Origin of the sequence: Vibrio sp. 10N.261.51.C6 (assembly GCF_041471785.1) — a bacterium.
Lineage (GTDB): Bacteria > Pseudomonadota > Gammaproteobacteria > Enterobacterales > Vibrionaceae > Vibrio > Vibrio crassostreae_C.
The window spans coordinates 78,860-98,045 of sequence record NZ_JBFRPB010000055.1 but is presented as its reverse complement, the minus strand read 5'-3'; the positions used below and the strand labels follow the sequence as shown (position 1 = coordinate 98,045).

The window sequence follows — 19,186 nt, the reverse complement described above, 5'->3', positions numbered from 1 at the left end:
ATTTCTCCAGTTCACTGCTCTTTTCGCAGTGGTGAAAATTTGAAGCGCGATTTATACCAAAAAACAGGAGCTATTTGTAGAGTGAAGCATCGAAAGTCGACGAAAAATACCGATATTGTCTACTAGCGTCTATTATTTAAACATCGACTTATCAATTCAGGGTCATATACACTGGTTATCCATCCAGACAAAAATATGAAAACTTGGTGTTACCTATGGACACTCGTCACCTTAGTAATTTCTCTTTGCCTTCATTCACTCGCTCGTACCGTATCCTCGCCATTATTTTAGGCTTCATTTGCTTGATCGTTTCGCTCTACAGTGACAATCCAAAGTTACTGATCGTGGGTGCTTTTTGCAGTATTGCGCTTCTGGGAACTGGCTACTATTTGATGCTGCGCAGCCGAGTGATGTTCACACTTACCCCGACTCATTTTCAGCAGCACTTTTACAAAGGGGGTTGGGTTTTAAAATGGAGTAACATCCAAAAAATTGGTCTTTGCACTTATGAACAAGATGGTTGGCATCAACCTCTGCCCTGGGTCGGAATTAAAGTAAAAGATTACTCGCCCTACCTCGATTCGATTTGCCCTAAAATAACTTGTGAATTATTGCTCAGCCAACGAGCACTTTTGTACTTAGGAGCCAAACAAGCAGGCAAAGAGTCCAACTTTGAGGATATGGTTCTCGACTCATCGCATTACCATGCGCGTTGTACTGAAAGTGGCTGTGTCGAACTAAGCCAATACAAAGAGTCGCAGAATACCGACAACGTAAATTTCAACGATAACCAATCACAGGACAACCTTGATTCACCGAATGAGACAAACAGTCCAAACGCGGTGATTAAAAACTATTCTGGATTGCAGGCGATGCTTGCCAACAGAATGAAATATCAAAGGGGCTTCCACGGTTATGACATTTTCATATCAACCCATGATTTGAATATGAGTGGAGAAGAGTTTGTGGGGCTGGCTCGACGCTACTTGGCTGCCGCTGAACGTCTTTCTGATTAAGGTTTACCAGTAAGTTCACACACAATAAAAAAGCTTAGCTTTCAGGACAAAAGCTAAGCTTCATTTTCAATCAATCGACACAAATAATCGGTTGGAAAATCAAAGATTTAATTAGTACAGAGGCATTTCATCTGCGACGAACGGGTTTGATGCACGCTCGCGACCGAATGTCGATTCAGGACCATGGCCCGGAACGAATGTTACGTCACTGCCTAGTGGCCAAAGCTTAGTCTTGATTGAAGCGATAAGCGTATTGAAGTCACCTTGTGGGAAGTCAGTACGGCCAATTGCGCCGTTAAACAACACATCACCCACAAACGCTAAACGAGCTTGCTCACTGAACAGTACAACGTGACCTGGCGTGTGGCCCGGCGTGTGAATCACATCAATCACTTGATTACCAAAAGTGACTTTGTCGCCCTCTTCTAACCAAGTGTTTGGTTCAAAAGCTTTACACAGTGGGAAACCAAACATCTGACTTTGATTCTCTAGACCTTGTAGCCAGAAGTTGTCTGCCTTATGCGGGCCCACAATTTCAACCTTCAAGATCTCAGCAAGTGGTACCGTACCGCCAACATGATCTAAGTGACCGTGCGTCAGTACCAAGTTCACAACCTTAACACCGAGTTCTTCAATGATAGCCGCGAGTTGTTGAACATCACCGCCCGGATCGACAACGATGCCTTCCATGGTTTCATCACACCACACAATCGAGCAGTTCTGAGAAAAAGAGGTAACAGGTACAACTTGATACTTAAGAGACATATACAAACCTTAAAGAGCGAATCTGGTGAACAACTCGAATATCGCTATGTTATTGGCAACAAACCCAACAATAACAAACTAAACAGCAACAAACTGAGCAGCAATAAACCGAATTATTAGAACAAACTGAAATTTGGGCAAACTATGACATTGGATGTCTACTTTGACAAGTGCCTACCGTATCACTCAATAACTCAGCTTAGCTCTACCAGCTGCGAACTGGACCAGTATCAATGTGGATGAAGTTACTACGAGCGTAATAACCAACACCACCTGCTTGCAGACTTTTAGCTACGTCTCTCAGTTCCTTTAAATCAACACCATCGATACGAAAATCGATCGCTTTACCAAGCATGTGATAGCTCTTTTTAGCGACACCACTCGACTTAGAGCGCAACGCTTCGTTGGTTGCTGGAGAGCGGTAGCCAGAGATGATTTGAACTTCTTTTTGAATACCCAGTACATTTTGAATCTGAGTGATCTGATCAAACAGGTTCTTATCCATTGGATGAATCTCATTGCGGCGGAAGTCACGGCACAGTTTGCTAAGGCGTGCCATCTCGTCACCAACATAGTTAGTGCCATCGAAATAACAAGTCTCTAATCGTTCACCAGTGTGAAGATTGTTCATGCTAATCGTTCTTGGTTGATCCGGGTATGAAGCGAAAGCGATAGAAGGAGTAAGAGAGGCGACTACAGCAGTACCACCAGCGTAAGTCAGAAACTGACGGCGTGAAAATAAACTTTGAGACATACAGCAAAAAAACCAATTAGATCGAACGAAAAATGCACGATACATAATGGAATTTGCTGCGTCAACGTACAAAAACCGTGCAAAACGTTAGTATTTGTAACCTTTGCACGGTTAGTTATTGATACTCATTATAATTTTATCAATAGAAGCTTGGTTGTCATTTTTCAGTCAAGATCACCTTTCTTGACCATATTTCAATCAACCGCCCTCTTTATCATATTGGTAGATATCACCGCGGTATTGTATGCCTCCTTCTTCAAACAACACGGTTTGATAAATGATATGCACTGGAATTCGCTTCTTGAGACGAACCTTAGTATTGGGCGCAAGTTCATCATCCTGATTCGGCACTTTCTTTACCTTAGTCGCAAATAACAACTCCGCGAGTTCCTCGGCATGCTCAACACGAATACAACCAGAGCTATAGGCGCGGAAGTCATCGTTAAACAAGCTTTTACTTGGGGTGTCATGGAGATAGATGGCTCGCTTGTTGGGCGTATTGAACTTATACAAACCCAATGCGTTACTAGAGCCTGCTTGCTGGCGCATTCGATAAGGAAAAGAGTTAAAGTTAATCGTTTGCCAATCTATCTCGGTAGTATCGACAGTTTCCATCGAACGCCAACCATCGATCACTTGAAAATTGTGTGTTTCAAGATAACTCTCGTCGGCTTTTACTTTAGGTAAGATATCTTTAACCATGATTTTCCATGGCACGTTCCAAGTCGGATTTAAGATAACCGAATCAAGCTTTATCTCTAAGAGTGGTGTTTTTCTCGATTTTCTCCCAACCACAACTTTAGATTCAAAAACCTCTTCCCCATCTTCCCAATACTTCATATCAAAACTAGGTACATTCACCACAATCAGTGAGTCTCTATTTCTTGGCCATAAGCGGGCACGCTCGGCGTTCAATGCTAGGGAAGTAAGTCGATCATCAAAGCCCATATTGATCCATTTGATCGTGTCTGGCCCGATGATCCCATCATCCGTAAGACCGTGCATGCGTTGGAAAGATTTAATCGCCTTTTGCAGATCTCGATCGAACTTGGGAAAATCGACCGCGATCATCGAGGTATCAACACCAACCAAAGCAATGCGCTCAACAAGAACCGTCTTGTCTGAAAGCTCGTCACCCAAGCGCTTCAAACCTTTCTGTCTATATCGTTCAATATTGAGTTCAGAGGCGGTTTCTAACACCGAATAGGTTGCTTTGAATTGGTCAAAATCCCCAACAGGCGGCGCGTAAGACAACACCATCTCCAATAAGTAATCATTGGCAACGCTGCTTTTTAAGCTCATCAGAATATGCGGAGAAGGCGCAGGTAATTTGGAATGCAACTTGCCCGAGAAGTACCAATCTTTACCGGCAAGCGGCGCATTTTCAACGTAGCTCAGGTAGTAGATAAAAGTATCGGTAAGTAATATGTCCAACTCTTGCCATTGAGCATGGGATTGATAGTGACGGATTTGCTTGAGTTGTCGCTCGAAGAGTGGTGCCATTTGCGCTTGTTCAAGAAGCGACAATTGGAACTCAAACGCTTTAACCAGCTCAGGAGAATCCCAAAGGATAGGCAGAGAAGTGTCTTGATAGATACTCTGTGTGAGCTCTGGATATATAAGCATGAAAGAGAGTTCTGATTCCGCCGGAATGAAACGGCTCTCGTCAGAACTCGCATAGCTCCATGCATGCACGGAAACTAACACCAATAATCCACAGAAGTATTTTGCTAACATGCTTAACTCCGTCACCAACAATTCCATAAGTATGGCAAAGAAACGGGAGTAAGCATGTTATTTTTTAAGGGATTTATGAATCAAATTGCACTCCAGTGATTATCCCACTGGACCGATGATTGCTGAGTTGATTTCTCATAAGGCTTGCGCTGGCTAACCACACTGCCCGCCCCAGAGCTTAATCGAAACTCACCATCAAACAGCACAGCACCAGAAGCGTCAGATAATGCAGACAGTTCTACTAATTCTTTGGTCTCTTTCGACCAAATACCGTAGCAATTGCCTCTTGGCGAAGTCGCAATAATCCAATCGTCTGACGCCGCAATACTGGCGATATAGTGATTGAACCTTGCCCATTGCTCAGGCTCTGCGTTCAGTGATTCAAACTGGCCGCCTTTAGTATGCATCGCCAATAGCGAAGGATACTCATCTGGTTCACCACGATATTGCTGGCCACAAAGTACCGTTTCAGCACCATCATGGGCTAAATGTCGAATGCTCAGCTTCTTATCCAACAATTCAACCTGATCAAGTAACACACCTTCAGGAGAAACATAACTCAAGCTCGGCAGCATCGAATCGAGGTTTTTCGGTGTTCTACCATCAGTATGAACGCCACCAACGCCGATCGCGAGATTACCATCCGGCATGATGATCACTTCATGTGGGCCGATACCGAAACCAGTGAACTCTTCGACCTTACGATAGCCTTGCGCGACATCGTAAACGCCAATCACGCCTTGACTGGTGTCGATTTTCCCTTCAGTGGCATACAATAGTGTGCCATCTAATGAGTAAACGCCATGACCATAGAAGTGGCGGTTATTACCTTTCACCACCATTTTGATCTGCTGACCGTTTTTGTAGTCAAACACCATAAAATAGTCACCAGGACGACGGGCAAAAACCACCGCATGTGATGAGGTTGGGCAGATTGCGACGCCATGACCACGCTCAGGGATAGGTAGCTGGCTCAGTGGCATGCCAAATTCGTCAGCCACAACTGCAGAATATTGACCACGACCATTAAGCGTACAGCCAATCAGTTGGGGATCGTTCGACGCACTCACCCCATCCTTTCGAGTCGCACACCCAAACGGAAGCAATGGAACAGCTGCACAACCCAGTGCAGCCTTGAGTAACGATCTTCTCGTATTATCAGTCACCATCGGTAGCATTAAATCCTATTACCACGCCAAGCTCTATCGCTACTTCTTCATGAATCAGGTACTTCAAACGTTCTAGTTTGTTGTATTGAGTCAGCACCTCTCGGTAGCCCTCTTTGCTCTGTAATAGAGTAAACAAGCTAGAGTCTGTAGGCCAAGTATCTAAGGTTAGCGTGAACTGGGCAGCTACACGATCGGCAAGGTCATTTAAGCCCTTTTCTCTCAATAAACCATCAAGACCATTACCATCTGCTAAGTACAATTTCTCTAGCGCCGCTACGTTCGATTTCAGCTGAGTCATTGAGGTTTGAGCGCGCCATGATTCCGAGAAGTAAGGGCGTGGATGACCAATTTTAGCCATCGGACGACTCAGTTTTTTCATGCTGTAATCAAGTTGATTGGTCAACAAAGCGATGTACTCCGATTCCCAACGCATCTCGTCCAGTGCTAACCACGGGTTAACCTGCCAAGCTTCAGCAATAGAGGCCGATTTCATCGCCAGGTTTTGTGCGATAGCTTGTGAAGATAGACAACCTGAAGCTTTGTCTTGAAGCAATGGAGATTGCTCGTCGTACAGAGACCACTCCAACGCACCTAGCCCTTGAACCGTCACACTCTGCTGCGCGATTTCGTCTTGAGTCCAAGCTTTGTTCTGCTGAGTTAACTGACGCATCTTAAGACCCGTCGTGTTCTTTTTGTCTGGCCAGAATTGAACATTCCAGCTCTGTTCCAATGCCGATGTTGGGCCTCTTTCTTGTCCTTGCAGTGCCATCCAGCTGTTCATGGTGAGCTGCCACTGATTTTCCAACGCATCCAGCTCAATATTGTTGGTTTCACAGTAACCCTGCATCAAGACTTCCAGCTCACCGGCTTGCTTAGCGAATAGCACGGCTGAATCAAACTCTTGTTGATACACGCTACGGCTGATATGAGCAGTCGTGTCTGCTTGATAAGAGACACCGTTAACCTCAGATGAAGCCGTTTGCTCACCCGATGACTGGCAGCCTGCCATAATTAATGCCGACAAAGGCATTAACAAAAATTTATGTGTCATGCTGTTACCTTACTTCCTAATTTTTCTTTTAATTATATGAGTTCATTAAATGCGAAACGACCGCTGGCCTCGTATTGCTACAAGTTCAGCGGCGCTAAGTGGTTTAATAGCGGCTTTCTTAAGTCATTAGCCGTTAACTAAACTGAATTCAACTCAGCTTATAACGAGTTTAAAAACGCCAATAACGCTTCACGCTCGCTGCTACTAAGATCTAAAACGTTTTGTTTCGCCATTTCTGCTTCACCGCCATGCCAAAGTACCGCTTCCATAACATTTCTCGCACGACCGTCATGAAGTAAGAAGGTGTGACCATTCACTTCTTTGGTATAGCCTAATCCCCACAATGGCGTGGTGCGCCACTCTTGACCGTTTGCTAGATACTCTGGGCGATTGTCGGCCAAGCCTTCTCCCATATCGTGCAGTAACATATCGGTATATGGGCTGATTAGCTGTTTAGACAACGCAGGTAAGCCTTCACGTTCTGCTGTGCGAATTTCAGCTTGGTGGCAACTTTGGCAACCAATAGCTTTAAACAGTTTTTTACCTTGAACAACCGCAGGCTTATCAACGTTGCGACGAATTGGAACCGCCAAATGCTGCGAATAGAACTCAACAAAATCTAGGATATTATCGCTGACTTCAGGTTCACCACCATTTGGAAAATCATCACAGGTTGATTGAGCTGATGTGCAGTTTTCGTTCGGAAATAAGCTGCTTGTCAGGCCTAAGTCACCGTTAAATGCCGCCGCGTTTTGCTGCATTAAGTTTGGCTGCCCGGCTTTCCAACCGAAACGACCTAGCGCCATTTCATTGGTTTGAACATCAAGAACATAGTTGGCTTTACCCGACACGCCCTGTTTGTCTGCCAATTGCTGCTCTGCAAATCCAAGAATCGTTTCTTGTGGGATACTTTCAAGCAAACCAAGACCAATCATTGGCGGCGCCACTCGAGCTGAAAACTCGGTCTTAGGATGCATCTCGCCGAAAGCAAGTTCAGTAATATTTAAAGTGGGTTTACGCAGAGTAACGACGGTGCCGTCTTTGAATTCAACAGGAACATCCGTGTAGCTAATGTTCACTTTGCCCTCTGGTTTTACACCTTGAAGCGCAAAATCTTGTAGCTGACCGCCGTACGTCGGCTCTGGAATTCCACCATCTCGAATGAAGGCTTGTCGCTGCTCAGGCGTTTCAGCCGGAATGCTTAAACGAACCAACATGGATACTGCGTTCTCATCTCCTTCTTCTGGCGCGTGACCACGACCATCTTTGATGTGGCAGTTTTGACAGCCGTTAGTATTAAATAGTGGTCCTAACCCATCACGAGCATCGGTTGATGACGGTGCAGGAACCCAAGGGTTTCTAAAGAAGCTATTACCTACGCTGAAATCCAAGCGCTTACTCATTGGTAGATTGGCTGCGGGAAGAGAAAAAGCGTTCGCTCCTTCTTTCTTCACGGTCGTTTTGCCGCCAGAGTAGGTTTCATGAGCGTGTAATGGAGATACGAAAAACAGTGCGGTTAATAGTGAGGCTGAGAGATACGACTTCATACATTGCCTTGCTGTGTTTTTGATTTTAGTTTTTATGTGGGTGTGGCTTTCTTGAGGATCAAACAATTAAGGGCTCAATCAGAGCCCTTACATTTGTGTCGGCTCGGGTTCTTAGAACTCGTGATCCGCTGTGTCTGGGTTTAGGCTATCAATGCCAATCACACCCGCAGCACGCTCAATAGCCGCTGTTTGAGACACTAGCGCAACAATTGTTTTGTTTACTAGTGCATTACCCGCAGCGTTGTCAGCAGCGATTAGCTGATCGAAGTGCTGGTTGTTTTTCTCTGCAGACGTTACTAATTCGCCTACTTGTGCACGTGCTAGGTCAAACTGCTTTTGAATCTCTTTCGCAGCTTGCTCATCTTTTTGCTCTACTAGGTCGAACAGGCTTGGGCCGGAAAGCAGAGTACCGTCTTCACGCTTGTATAGACCCGTGTAAACGTTGTAGATGCCTTGCTCGTTGTAGTAGTGAGAGTTGTGCGTGTTATCAGAGAAACAATCGTGCTCGTCTTCAGTAGAGTTTGCTTCTAGTGCAACCTTCATACGCTCACCCGCTAGCTCACCTAGAGACAGTGAACCCATGCCAAACAGCATTTTACGAAGACCATTCTCGCTAGATTCTGAAAGAAGCTCTTGACGGTAGTTACCTTTCTCGCCTTCAGCCCACTGCTTTTCCATCCATTCTAGGTCTTGGATAAGTAGCTCAGCAGATGCTTTTAGGTATGCGCCACGACGGTCACAGTTGCCGTTAGTACACTCAGCGCCAACAACGAAATCAGTGTAAGCACGCTCACCTGCACCGCTGTTTGTACCGTTTAAATCTTGGCCCCAAAGTAGGAATTCAATTGCGTGGTAGCCAGACGCGACGTTCGCTTCAGAACCACCGATCTCGTTCAAGTCTGCGATTAGCTCAGGGGTGATGTTGGTTGCATCAACGGTAGTCTGACCAATTTGGAAAGTCTTGTTAGCCACGATGTTTGCGCTAGCGCCTTCGTTACCAAGTTCATATTGGTAATCAGTCGAAACATAATCAATCAGGCCTTCATCAAGTGGCCATGCGTTCAGTTGGCCTTCCCAATCATCAACAACAGCGTTGCCGAAGCGGAAAACTTCTGACTGTTGGTATGGTACGCGAGACTCAAGCCAAGCTTGTTTTACTTGTTCGAAGTTGCCAGCAGAAGGAGAAGCTAAGAAGGTATCAATAGAAGAGTTCAACGCTTTTGCTGTAATTACTGAATCTGCAAACACGGCATGAGCAATATCTGCGTAATGTTCTACAACTTGATCTTGAGTTACTGCTGCGAAAGAAGAAGCAGAGGCAAAAAGGAGTGACGAAGTTACGGCTTTTGTCACTAAAGATTTAATAGTCATGAAGCATCCTTGTTGAGCTTTAAATTATTATTCGTAGTAATAGTGCAAACCATTATCATTTGCACTACGGATTGGAATAATACAAACTTACAATTTTATTGCAAGATAAATACAAAAAACCTCACATATGTGAGGTCTTTAAACATTTTTATGTTAAGCGCAACAAAGAGGCTAATCAGATATCCAGATTATGCTTACCGTGTGAGACTTTTGCCTTCAGGTAGCTTTCATTACCCGACTTAACATGAGCAGAGGTGTTCACCACTTCTTCAATCTCAATACCAAAAGATTTCAGCTCATTGATTTTCTTTGGGTTGTTAGTGACTAGGCGAATTTTTGTGGTTCCTAAAGCACGAAGCATTTCTGCCGCTTCAGTAAAATCACGCAAATCGTCACCGAAACCTAGATGGTTATTGGCTTCGTAAGTGTTCATACCTTCACTTTGCAGGCGGTATGCATCGATTTTATTGTATAAACCAATACCACGACCTTCTTGGCGTAAGTAAAGGATCACCCCACCCGTCTCACCCATAATTCTAATGGTTTCGTCTAACTGCTCGCCACAGTCACAGCGAGAAGAATGGAAAACATCACCAGTCAGGCACTCAGAGTGCATACGAACAAGAGGTATGTCTTGTGTCTTGTCTGCTGATTTAAATATCACAGCAACATGCTCTTTATCTGTTTTCAATCCATGAAAAGACAGAAGTTCAGCATCTATACTGCTTGTTACCCCTACTTTGAAATCTATTCTGGCACGCACTTCCGCCATAGCTATACTCACTTGAAAATTCGATGTATTTAACAACACTACATTATATGTCTAGGCAATATTTTGTAGCTAACTATCTAATGATAGACACTATGAGGCTGTTAACAATTTTTTTCAAGGTCGACCTCGTACAAATTGTTATAATATAACAATTATTTTTCACATAAGAAAAAACCCCACATTGGGATGACCAACATGGGGTTATAAATTAATCAGTTGCGGCTAAGACTACGATTTTTTACAGAACGATCAACTTACTTGAGTTTGCTTCCAGATGACAAGCTGAACCCAAGCGTTCTCTAATTCGGTTAACTCTTCTTGAGTAAGCGTAGAAATGCTCGACTTTGCACTGTATTTTTCTGCCCATTTATCAGATCGGACATGAGTATGGAACTCTTTCTTTAAATTTGAGATTACGTTATCCACAGATACATCCTTATATAGCAGTGCTTAGCCTTTATAATCGGTCAATGTTACAAAATACAGGTCAATTGGTAAACAGTAATACACAATTTTTATGAGCTCTTCCTAACACTTTTTACTGATAAATATATAAATAAGAGAAATAATAGGCTCGGTAGCAACCAAAGTAATAGATTTGAAACCTTCATCGCCGGCTTATAAAGTACAAATTCACCAAATCTTTCCGTCATATATCGAGTAATCTCATTATTACTCTTCCCTGCTTTCACCATATTGAACACAACAAGGCGTAAGTCTTTTGCTATTGGTGAGTTGGATTCAATCAGATTTTGGTTTTGACATTGTGGGCAGCGTAACGTTTTCGCCAAGCTAATAGCACGTTGCTGTTGTTCTGGGTTTTCAAACTCAAACAGTTCAACTTGAATACTCGTCTCTTTATTACTGGCAGTAAACAGATCTTCAGCCATGGTTGAAAGGCTAATCACTAAAAGAGCTGACAGCATAAACAAGGTTTGTACTAGAGACTTCATCATCCATTCACACCATCAAAATACATCGCAAGCTCATCTTTCCATACCATTTCATTAATCACGCCCAATAGCTTTTTAATGATCTGGCCATTGGCATCAACCAAATACGTTTCAGGTGTGCCGATTACGCCCAACTCTAATGCTAACTTGCCTTGAGGGTCACTGATCACGGTTGAGTACGGGTTGCCATCGTTCGATAACACGTTAATCGCAGCCCCAGAGTTATCTCGATAATTAAGCCCAACGATGGGAATGCCTTTATCGTGAAGTTGAAGCAAAAATGAATGTTCGGTTTTACATATCCCGCACCAAGATGCCCATACATTAACCAGTTGATAAGGGTGCTGCGTGACATCAGTAAGCGTAATTTTCTGCTGACCATTGACGCCTTCACTATTCACTAACGCAGTCGATGTAAATTCTGGAAATGCCCTTTGTTGTTCAGACACAATGGTCGACTGCTGCTTATTATCAAGCGCAAAGACAAATCCCAGCACCACAATCAATGCTAAGGCAATTAGAGTAATTAGCTTGTTACGAACGCTGGTATGCATACTGTGACGCCTTAACGGTTTTCTTTTTACGATGAGTCAATGAGAGCAAAGCGCCGATAATGGAGAACAGCCCACCAAACCAGATCCAGCGCGCATACGCCTTATACTGAACACGAAATGCGTAAGCGGTGGAATCGACTTTCTCGCCCATGGTGATATAAACATCGCCATGCCAGAACCACTTCATTGCAGGCTCACTCATGTTCATAACACGAACTTGGTAGTGTCTTCTTTCTGGCGCGATGGAAAAGCTTTGCTCGCTAGCATCTAATTCGAGTATCGCTTTTTCTGCAGTAAAGTTGGAGGCGACATAGAGCTCGGTATCACGATGAGAGAGCGTCCAGCCCATAAACTCAACCTCTTCACCTGGGCTCAATTTGTAACTTCGCTCAAATGAATGGTAACTGTTCATCGCGGCACCTATCGCTAATACTGCGACACCCACATGCGCCAACGTCATCACCCATACTTTGCGTTGAAACTTAGAGTTGCGCGTTACCGCTAAGCCGTAAACATGAGTCAGGGCTACCCAAAACGCAAGTGACCATGTCATTAGCACCATCACTTGGATCGCTTCAACTTGCAAAACATAAGTTACAAAGCCAAGACAGAGAGACAATAAGGCAATAATTCCAATCACACCTTTCGACGCTTGAGGTTTGATACTGAGCAATGGCGCTAACCCTATCACTCCCATCGCAAGCAGAGCCAATGGCGCAATAAGAAGATTAAAGTAAGGTGCGCCCACAGAGATATTTCCAAGGCCAAGTAATTCAAAAACCATTGGGTAGAAGGTACCAAACACCACCACCGCCGTACCCAGTACAAATATAAGTACCGCCACTAAACTCAAAAAACTTTTACTCGCAAAGCTAGTGATTGGATTCGACTCGAAAGATTCACCACGAACAATAAGAAGAGAAAACGAACTCACTAACACCAAAACCAGTATCAGCAACAGCGCGATACCTTTGGTTGGGTCAACAGCAAAAGCATGAACGGAAGTGAGGACGCCAGATCGAACAATAAAAGTACCGAGGATACTTAAACAAAACGTAATGAAAGCAAGGCTAAGTGACCACTTCAGCAACTGTTGCTTGCCTTTAGCAACACCCAAACTGTGCAATAGAGCGGTTGATGTTAGCCAAGGTAATAGGCTGGCATTTTCTACCGGGTCCCAGAACCACCAACCACCCCATCCTAACTCGTAGTATGCCCACCAAGAACCAAGAATGATCCCTGCGGTTAAAAAGATCCAAGCGACCAAACAACAACTGCGACAATGAGCGACCCAATCGAACTCAATCGGATCCACCAGCAAAGCGGCCACAGCAAATGCCAAGACCACAGAGAAACCAACATAACCCAAATACAACAGAGGCGGATGGAATATCAAACCAACGTCTTGCAGCATTGGGTTAAGGTCACGCCCTTCAAGTGGCAAGGTCGAATTCAGTTCAAATGGGTTCGAAGCAAATAAGGTAAACCATGCAAATATCGCGAGTAACACATTCATCACCCACAATACGCGGCTCTGATACTCAGAAGAATATTGCTTTTGTAGGGCAATCACACCCGACCAACAGCTAATGGTTAAGACCCAAAATAGCAATGAGCCTTCATGTCCAGCCCACACAGCGGCCATTTTGAAGAAGGTGGGTAATTGAGTATTGGAGTGTTCTGCAACATAGAGGATGGAAAAGTCGTCACCTACAAAGGCATAGCCAAGTAAAACGATAGCGCCAATGGAAAACAAAGCGCTAGAGAGGGAGAAACTGCGAATTAAAGCCACATTTTGTGCTTGTTTAGTTAGCATTTGATACATCGAATACACAGCGATAATGCTGCTGAGAACAGCGACCAAAATTAAACTAAACAGCCCCAAAGAACCGACCATATCACCTCAATCAGGCTCTACCTAAGCAGAACCAAGTTAAACCATTATTGGCATTGATTGCTCAACTAGCTGATGTAACTCAACTAGCTATTGCTACTCAGCGAAAAGAAATTTAGTGAGCAGATGTTTAGTATCCAACATCCACTCACTTATAACCTTGAGCGAAATTAAGCTAACGTTAATTGTCCTGCATAAAGGACAAACGTTCTTAGCATTAATACGCCCATCAGACTCAATGAAGTAACAGAGAAAATATACACAGTACTATGGCGAACCGATGCTGGTGTCACGGCGTTAAGCAACAAGGGTAAAACCATACCCACACCAATTACGCCATACCAGAACCAACTTGCCCAGAAACCACCGCCAATCGCGTTCCATACTGCCTGCTCACTTTGACCACCAGCAAATATCAACCCAGTGAAGAAAGTAACAAGGACAAACAGTTCAAACATAACAACAGGACGTTCGAAGCCGTGGATCCAAGAAATACTCGCACTATGCGGAGACTCCTTAAAGACCAACACACCAAATAAAATACATGCCGCCGCTCCCGAGGATAAACTCGAGAATAAGAACAATATCGGCAACACTGGGTTATTCAGCATTGGGAAGGTATTTAGCGCAGAGAGTAAGAAGCCAGTGTAAGCCGCAAGTAATAGCGCAAGCACAGCTAAGAATATTTCAAAAACATTCTCAAAAGATTCTAATTTGCCAATCCAGTTACTGACAAAATCGAGTCGCCCTTTTAACCATGCTTGATCACTCAAGAATACGGCAATCTGATTTCGGAATATAATGCCGATCCAAACAAATAGGATCACCATATACACTTGGAATAAGATCACACCCATCGACATCACTGACGTCGGATTATAAAAGATCATGATCTTCCAAAATGATAGTGGTTTCGTCAGGTGGAAAACCAAGATCAATAAACCTGAGATGATCCCGAATGGTGCTAGAAAAGCCGTTGCCTTTAATACACCATTATTCGCTGGATCGTCCTCAATCACCTTTCTCTTAAGGTAAATCGAGATCATCACTGCACCCGCTGACATACCCGCCAAAAACAGATAGATAGCAATGATCCAGTCCCAAACCACGGTACCTGATTGAAACGCTGTATCCCATGCACTCATAATCAAATCTCCCCTTTTTGGTGTGGCACTTTATAGAGTTTTGGCTGAGTACCTAGATAAGCCTTATCTCTGTAAACCACTTCAGATTTAAGTACCTGGTTTATCTCGCTCTTAGGGTCATTTAAGTCGCCAAATATCAGCGCATTGGTAGGGCAAGATTCAACACAAGCAGGTAATTTACCTTGCGCAAGATTGGTATCGCGGCAGAAGTTACATTTGTCGGCCGACTTATTCTTAGGATGGAAGAAGCGCACTTGATATGGACAAGCTAGCAGGCAATAACCACAGCCGACACACTTCTCTTTATGTACATCAACAATTCCTGTCTTCTCATCTTTATAGGCGGCGCCTGTTGGGCAAACCATCACACAAGGTGCATTATCACAATGTTGACAAGAGTTACGAGTGAAACGGTAATCAACATTTGGATATTCACCTTGAGGTTCGCTCTTTATGATTTCTAAGCGCGATACGCCTTCAGGCACTTTGTTTACTTCACGACACGCCTCAGTACAAGCAGTACAGCCAATACAAGCGGTTTCGTCATGAACCATTCCGTAACGCTTGGTGCCATCTTCCTGAACATTAGCCAGCGTTTTGCGGCTTGTAACCGCTGCAGTACCTGCAACACCAGTTGTGAAAATAACGGCACCCGCGCCAGCTAAAAAGTTTCTTCTTGAGCAGCTCATAGATTACTCCCCTTCTTTCTTCTGGTTGAAGTCTGAATGGCAATCCACACACAGCTTGATGGTTTGCTTTTTATCTAAGCCAAGCACCTTCGCTTCACTCGCATGCACATCGTGACAGTTTGAACACGTTAAGTTTTGTGCGTGTACGTCATGAGTCCAACTCGCTTCGCGCAGATCATCAGACTTATGACAATCTATACATTGGCTGTTGGCATCTAGGATTAAGCTAGGATCGAGGAAAACCTTTTCGGTTCCGGGTTGTGATTGAGCCGCGCGATACTTCACCACCTCAGGTGCACCATCACGGTGATCGGGGCCAATAGAACTATGACAATCTGTGCAATTCACTTCACGGCCAAGCAAAGCGTGCGCACTCTCACCATGTGAACCAAATACCGTTTCTTTAGAATCTTTATGGCATTGGACACACTTGTAATCTTTGTCACGTATTAATTCGACTTCATGTCTTGTTGACTCTCCTACTGGCGTAACAGCAGGCTCTGCAACAGCATGAATGGAATAACCATAGAGGCAGAATGCTAGAAGGGATTTAAGCATTATGACTATGGCCAATTTAATATTGCCCATTTTATCCTTTCCTTATACCGGCATTATTTAACTCTCAACTAAATAATATTCCGGTTAAACAAAAGTACCCTTAAACGATATTATTACCGCTTAAATGATATCAATTCTTATTTTGGATAAGCCACAACGCTTTCTATATTTAGAATATGCCCCTAATTAGGTAAAGCGAAATATACAAAGGGTAATATGTGAACACAATCACCCTATTTATAGTGAGGGCATGTCGGGTAATTGTTTGTTATATATGATAATAATTCTCAATAAGACCAGTCTAACTTGATGTCCACATACCCCTTTAGGGCTATATAAACTTCAACGTGATTGAAGTCACTGTCATTAATTGATCTAAAACAAGCAAACATCCGACACGTAACAAAATGTGTTTATTTATGAATTAATATAAACAGCAATTCTCCAGTTCTTAATTTGAATAGCAAACTCACAACGCTTGGTATAAAAATCAGTATATTGGAGATATCACTGTGAAAAAGCATTGGATACGTAATTCCGTCACAGCATTATTAATGGTTAGCGCATCACTAGTAAGCGCGACCAGTTTTGCTGCGTCTGAACAAAAAGAAATTGGTGATCCTCGTAACGACCAGTTCGAGCAAAACCACCCAAATCAATACCATTCATGGAGACAAACGTCAGAGAGCGAAGCCATTGAAGACGCACTAAAAGAAGATCCAAACATGGTTATTCTATGGGCGGGCTACGGTTTCGCGAAAGACTACAACAAAGCCCGCGGCCACTTTTATGCGGTTGATGATGTAAGACAAACCCTGCGTACTGGCGGACCAACCGACGAAAATTCAGGCCCAATGCCAATGGCGTGCTGGAGCTGTAAAAGCCCAGACGTAGCACGCGTTATTGAAGAGCGTAGTGAAGACGGCTACTTTGAAGGTAAATGGGCTCGTCTTGGCAGCGAGATAGTCAATCCAATTGGTTGTGCCGACTGTCACGATACTCAAAGTGAAGGCTTTAAAAATGGCGAACCTGCACTAAAGATCACTCGTCCTTATGTTGAACGTGCGTTCGATGCGATTGGGAAGAACTTCGAAGAGCAAGGTCGCTTTGATCAGCAAGCCTCTGTGTGTGCTCAGTGTCACGTGGAATACTACTTCACGGGTCCAACAAAAGGTGTGAAATTCCCTTGGGATAAAGGGACGCGTGTTGAACAGATGGAAGAGTACTACGATCAGATTGGTTTTAAAGATTGGACACATAAAGTCTCTAAAGCACCAATGCTAAAGGCTCAGCACCCAGGTTACGAAACTTGGCGTGAAGGTATTCACGGTAAGAACAACGTCGCTTGTGTTGACTGCCACATGCCTAAAGTGACGAAAGAAGACGGTACCGTTTACACCGACCATAAAGTAGGTAACCCGTTTGACCGCTTCGAAGACACTTGTGCTAACTGCCATACTCAATCTAAAGAGACCATGCGTAACATCGTTTCAAGCCGCAAAGCTCAAGTACTAAACATGAAGCTGACCGCTGAGAAACAAATCGTAGCCGCTCACTTTGAAGCAGGCGCAGCATGGGAAGCAGGCGCAACAGAACAAGAGATGGCACCTATCTTACAAGATATTCGTCATGCGCAATGGCGTTGGGACTACGCTATCGCATCTCATGGTGTTCACATGCACGCGCCTGAAGTAGCCCTAGAGGTTCTTGGAACGGCGGTTGACCGCGCAGCAGACGCGCGAACTAAGATTGTTCGTCTACTTGCGAAGAAAGGCATTACCGATCCAATCGAGATTCCAGATATCTCAACCAAAGAAGCCGCTCAGAAAGCGCTAGGAATGGACATGGATAAGATGAATGCTGAGAAGCAACACTTCTTAGACACCGTGGTTCCTAAGTGGGAAGAGCAAGCTGAAAAGCGTGAAGCTAACTACGAATACTAGTTCCTTCAAATAGACCAATAAGATAAAACCAGTCACACTGTAAAGGTGTGGCTGGTTTTTTAGATTTGGGCGCACTCAACCGTCCCAATTTCACATTACCTTTTAGCTAATTCAAGGAACAAAGAATGAAGCACTTACTTTCGCTTTCGGCATTATGCATCGCATTAACAAGTTCAGGACTTCACGCCTCAGAACGAGCAGAAACAGGGTGGGAAATGATTGAGGAAGGTGCGCTGGTCGTTGATGTCAGGACACCAGGAGAGTTCAAGCAAGGTCATCTGGACAATGCGATTAACTACCCTCTTTCTGAAGTCGCTACGCACTTTGCCAGCATAGACAAAGCTCAACCTATCGTTTTGTATTGCCGCAGTGGTAACCGCTCAGGACAAGCTTACCAGTATTTGAAAGCTCAAGGGTTTACACAGATCCACAACGCTGGCGGTTTAATTGAGATGCAAGAAAGCAAATAATCTCGAAATTACAGATAGTGCCCGTTTAACGGATCATTTGCTTAGCTTGGTTGATCGAATGGATGATAGAGACACGATCAATGCCTTTCTGGTTAGAATCGAGAATTTGAGTCCAAGCATCGATCGCTTGTTGGTAGCGCATACTGATGAAGTGATCGGTCGCTATCAACATCAATGCCGTACGATCGTTGGGATCAAGCTCCATGGATTGATTTAAGAGCACTTTCACATCATCACTCATCGCCTGTGAACTTAGGTAATACAAGGCGCTCGCTTTAGCTGCATAAAGCCCTGAAGGCGCCTGTGGGTCTAAACGAATCGCATAGTCGTAACAGGTAAATGCAGCATCAAACTCCCCTTTCTGCATATAAACACCACCAAGCTTAAACCAAAGGTCTGATTGATTAGGGTCTTGCTCCAGGCTCTGCTGAAGTTCATTTTGGAAATCTGTTGCTGTATAGCTGCTGTCGTCACTTGAAGTAAGTTGAGGGGCTTCTTGTTTCATCTGAGACCAAACCAGAATGCTGGCTAATATCGCCACACATGAAATAAGGAGGTTGCCTTTAAGATGACTGGTTTTTCTGTTTGATGCGATCACGATTGCCACTAGAAATAGGCTCATTAGCAGCAAAGCAATCAGTAACCAGATATCCATTCCATTCTCCTTTCATTGACGCTTTACTGTACCTTTTTCTCACTAAAACAATATTGATCGAGGTTTAGCTATTGGCTTTTAAACAAGTCACAGCCAAATTCTAGGTAATAAAAAACCGAGCACAATGGCTCGGCTTTTTGTCT

General features: G+C 44.0%; 19 protein-coding genes. 3 read left to right on the top strand and 16 right to left on the bottom strand.

Features of this window, described 5'->3' with window-relative positions:
- Positions 1–215 precede the first annotated feature (215 nt).
- On the top strand, positions 216–1,016 hold the full coding sequence (locus tag AB4375_RS15275) for a DUF2982 domain-containing protein (protein ID WP_017060955.1): 801 nt from the start codon (positions 216–218) through the stop codon (positions 1,014–1,016).
- Positions 1,017–1,127: 111 nt separating this feature from the next.
- On the opposite strand, the gene AB4375_RS15270 is transcribed toward AB4375_RS15275, so the two are convergent.
- The 15 genes from AB4375_RS15270 to nrfB all read right to left on the bottom strand — a co-directional run bounded on the left by AB4375_RS15270 (position 1,128) and on the right by nrfB (position 16,005).
- Positions 1,128–1,781 carry an MBL fold metallo-hydrolase gene (locus AB4375_RS15270; RefSeq protein ID WP_017060954.1) on the bottom strand — a complete coding sequence of 218 codons (654 nt, stop codon included), beginning with the start codon at positions 1,779–1,781 and terminating at the stop codon, positions 1,128–1,130.
- 205 nt (positions 1,782–1,986) lie between these two features.
- The gene (locus AB4375_RS15265) at positions 1,987–2,535 is read right to left on the bottom strand and encodes a YcbK family protein (protein ID WP_017060953.1); all 549 of its coding nucleotides are present in this window, start codon (positions 2,533–2,535) and stop codon (positions 1,987–1,989) included.
- 198 nt (positions 2,536–2,733) lie between these two features.
- On the bottom strand, positions 2,734–4,272 hold the full coding sequence (locus AB4375_RS15260) for a murein L,D-transpeptidase (RefSeq protein WP_017066831.1): 1,539 nt from the start codon (positions 4,270–4,272) through the stop codon (positions 2,734–2,736).
- Positions 4,273–4,352: 80 nt separating this feature from the next.
- Positions 4,353–5,441 carry a DUF1513 domain-containing protein gene (locus AB4375_RS15255; protein WP_372051922.1) on the bottom strand — a complete coding sequence of 363 codons (1,089 nt, stop codon included), beginning with the start codon at positions 5,439–5,441 and terminating at the stop codon, positions 4,353–4,355.
- Positions 5,431–6,492 carry an imelysin family protein gene (locus tag AB4375_RS15250; protein WP_372051921.1) on the bottom strand — a complete coding sequence of 354 codons (1,062 nt, stop codon included), beginning with the start codon at positions 6,490–6,492 and terminating at the stop codon, positions 5,431–5,433. Before AB4375_RS15250 ends, AB4375_RS15255 begins: the two co-directional genes overlap by 11 nt.
- Before the next feature lie 158 nt (positions 6,493–6,650).
- A complete protein-coding gene (locus tag AB4375_RS15245) occupies positions 6,651–8,039 on the bottom strand; it encodes a di-heme oxidoredictase family protein (RefSeq protein WP_372051920.1) in 1,389 nt (462 codons plus the stop codon).
- A 111-nt stretch (positions 8,040–8,150) separates the two neighbouring features.
- Positions 8,151–9,410, bottom strand: coding sequence for an imelysin family protein (locus AB4375_RS15240; protein ID WP_372051919.1), 1,260 nt, complete (start codon positions 9,408–9,410; stop codon positions 8,151–8,153).
- Positions 9,411–9,585: 175 nt separating this feature from the next.
- The gene (gene ribA, locus AB4375_RS15235; protein WP_004733379.1) at positions 9,586–10,182 is read right to left on the bottom strand and encodes a GTP cyclohydrolase II; all 597 of its coding nucleotides are present in this window, start codon (positions 10,180–10,182) and stop codon (positions 9,586–9,588) included.
- A gap of 249 nt (positions 10,183–10,431) precedes the next feature.
- Positions 10,432–10,608 (bottom strand): hypothetical protein, encoded by a 177-nt coding sequence (locus tag AB4375_RS15230; RefSeq protein WP_017063565.1) that lies wholly within the window; start codon positions 10,606–10,608, stop codon positions 10,432–10,434.
- Positions 10,609–10,697: 89 nt separating this feature from the next.
- Positions 10,698–11,138 carry a heme lyase NrfEFG subunit NrfF gene (gene nrfF, locus AB4375_RS15225; RefSeq protein ID WP_017066836.1) on the bottom strand — a complete coding sequence of 147 codons (441 nt, stop codon included), beginning with the start codon at positions 11,136–11,138 and terminating at the stop codon, positions 10,698–10,700.
- A complete protein-coding gene (locus AB4375_RS15220) occupies positions 11,135–11,689 on the bottom strand; it encodes a DsbE family thiol:disulfide interchange protein (protein ID WP_017063563.1) in 555 nt (184 codons plus the stop codon). Before AB4375_RS15220 ends, nrfF begins: the two co-directional genes overlap by 4 nt.
- Positions 11,670–13,586, bottom strand: coding sequence for a heme lyase CcmF/NrfE family subunit (locus AB4375_RS15215; RefSeq protein ID WP_017066838.1), 1,917 nt, complete (start codon positions 13,584–13,586; stop codon positions 11,670–11,672). The genes AB4375_RS15220 and AB4375_RS15215 overlap by 20 nt, the downstream gene beginning before the upstream one ends.
- 167 nt (positions 13,587–13,753) lie before the next feature.
- Positions 13,754–14,728 (bottom strand): cytochrome c nitrite reductase subunit NrfD, encoded by a 975-nt coding sequence (gene nrfD, locus AB4375_RS15210; RefSeq protein ID WP_017063561.1) that lies wholly within the window; start codon positions 14,726–14,728, stop codon positions 13,754–13,756.
- 2 nt (positions 14,729–14,730) lie between these two features.
- On the bottom strand, positions 14,731–15,417 hold the full coding sequence (gene nrfC / locus AB4375_RS15205; RefSeq protein ID WP_017060985.1) for a cytochrome c nitrite reductase Fe-S protein: 687 nt from the start codon (positions 15,415–15,417) through the stop codon (positions 14,731–14,733).
- A gap of 3 nt (positions 15,418–15,420) precedes the next feature.
- Positions 15,421–16,005 carry a cytochrome c nitrite reductase pentaheme subunit gene (gene nrfB, locus AB4375_RS15200; RefSeq protein ID WP_372051916.1) on the bottom strand — a complete coding sequence of 195 codons (585 nt, stop codon included), beginning with the start codon at positions 16,003–16,005 and terminating at the stop codon, positions 15,421–15,423.
- Between the two features lie 482 nt (positions 16,006–16,487).
- Here nrfB and nrfA point away from each other — a divergent pair, with 482 nt between their 5' ends.
- Together nrfA and AB4375_RS15190 are read left to right on the top strand one after the other, a co-directional pair.
- Positions 16,488–17,918: an ammonia-forming nitrite reductase cytochrome c552 subunit gene (gene nrfA, locus AB4375_RS15195; RefSeq protein ID WP_372051914.1), complete on the top strand. Its 1,431-nt coding sequence runs from the start codon at positions 16,488–16,490 to the stop codon at positions 17,916–17,918.
- A gap of 125 nt (positions 17,919–18,043) precedes the next feature.
- The gene (locus tag AB4375_RS15190; RefSeq protein ID WP_017063559.1) at positions 18,044–18,388 is read left to right on the top strand and encodes a rhodanese-like domain-containing protein; all 345 of its coding nucleotides are present in this window, start codon (positions 18,044–18,046) and stop codon (positions 18,386–18,388) included.
- A 25-nt stretch (positions 18,389–18,413) separates the two neighbouring features.
- Here AB4375_RS15190 and AB4375_RS15185 read toward each other — a convergent pair whose 3' ends face one another.
- Positions 18,414–19,043 carry a tetratricopeptide repeat protein gene (locus AB4375_RS15185; RefSeq protein ID WP_017066842.1) on the bottom strand — a complete coding sequence of 210 codons (630 nt, stop codon included), beginning with the start codon at positions 19,041–19,043 and terminating at the stop codon, positions 18,414–18,416.
- Between the last annotated feature and the right edge of the window lie 143 nt (positions 19,044–19,186).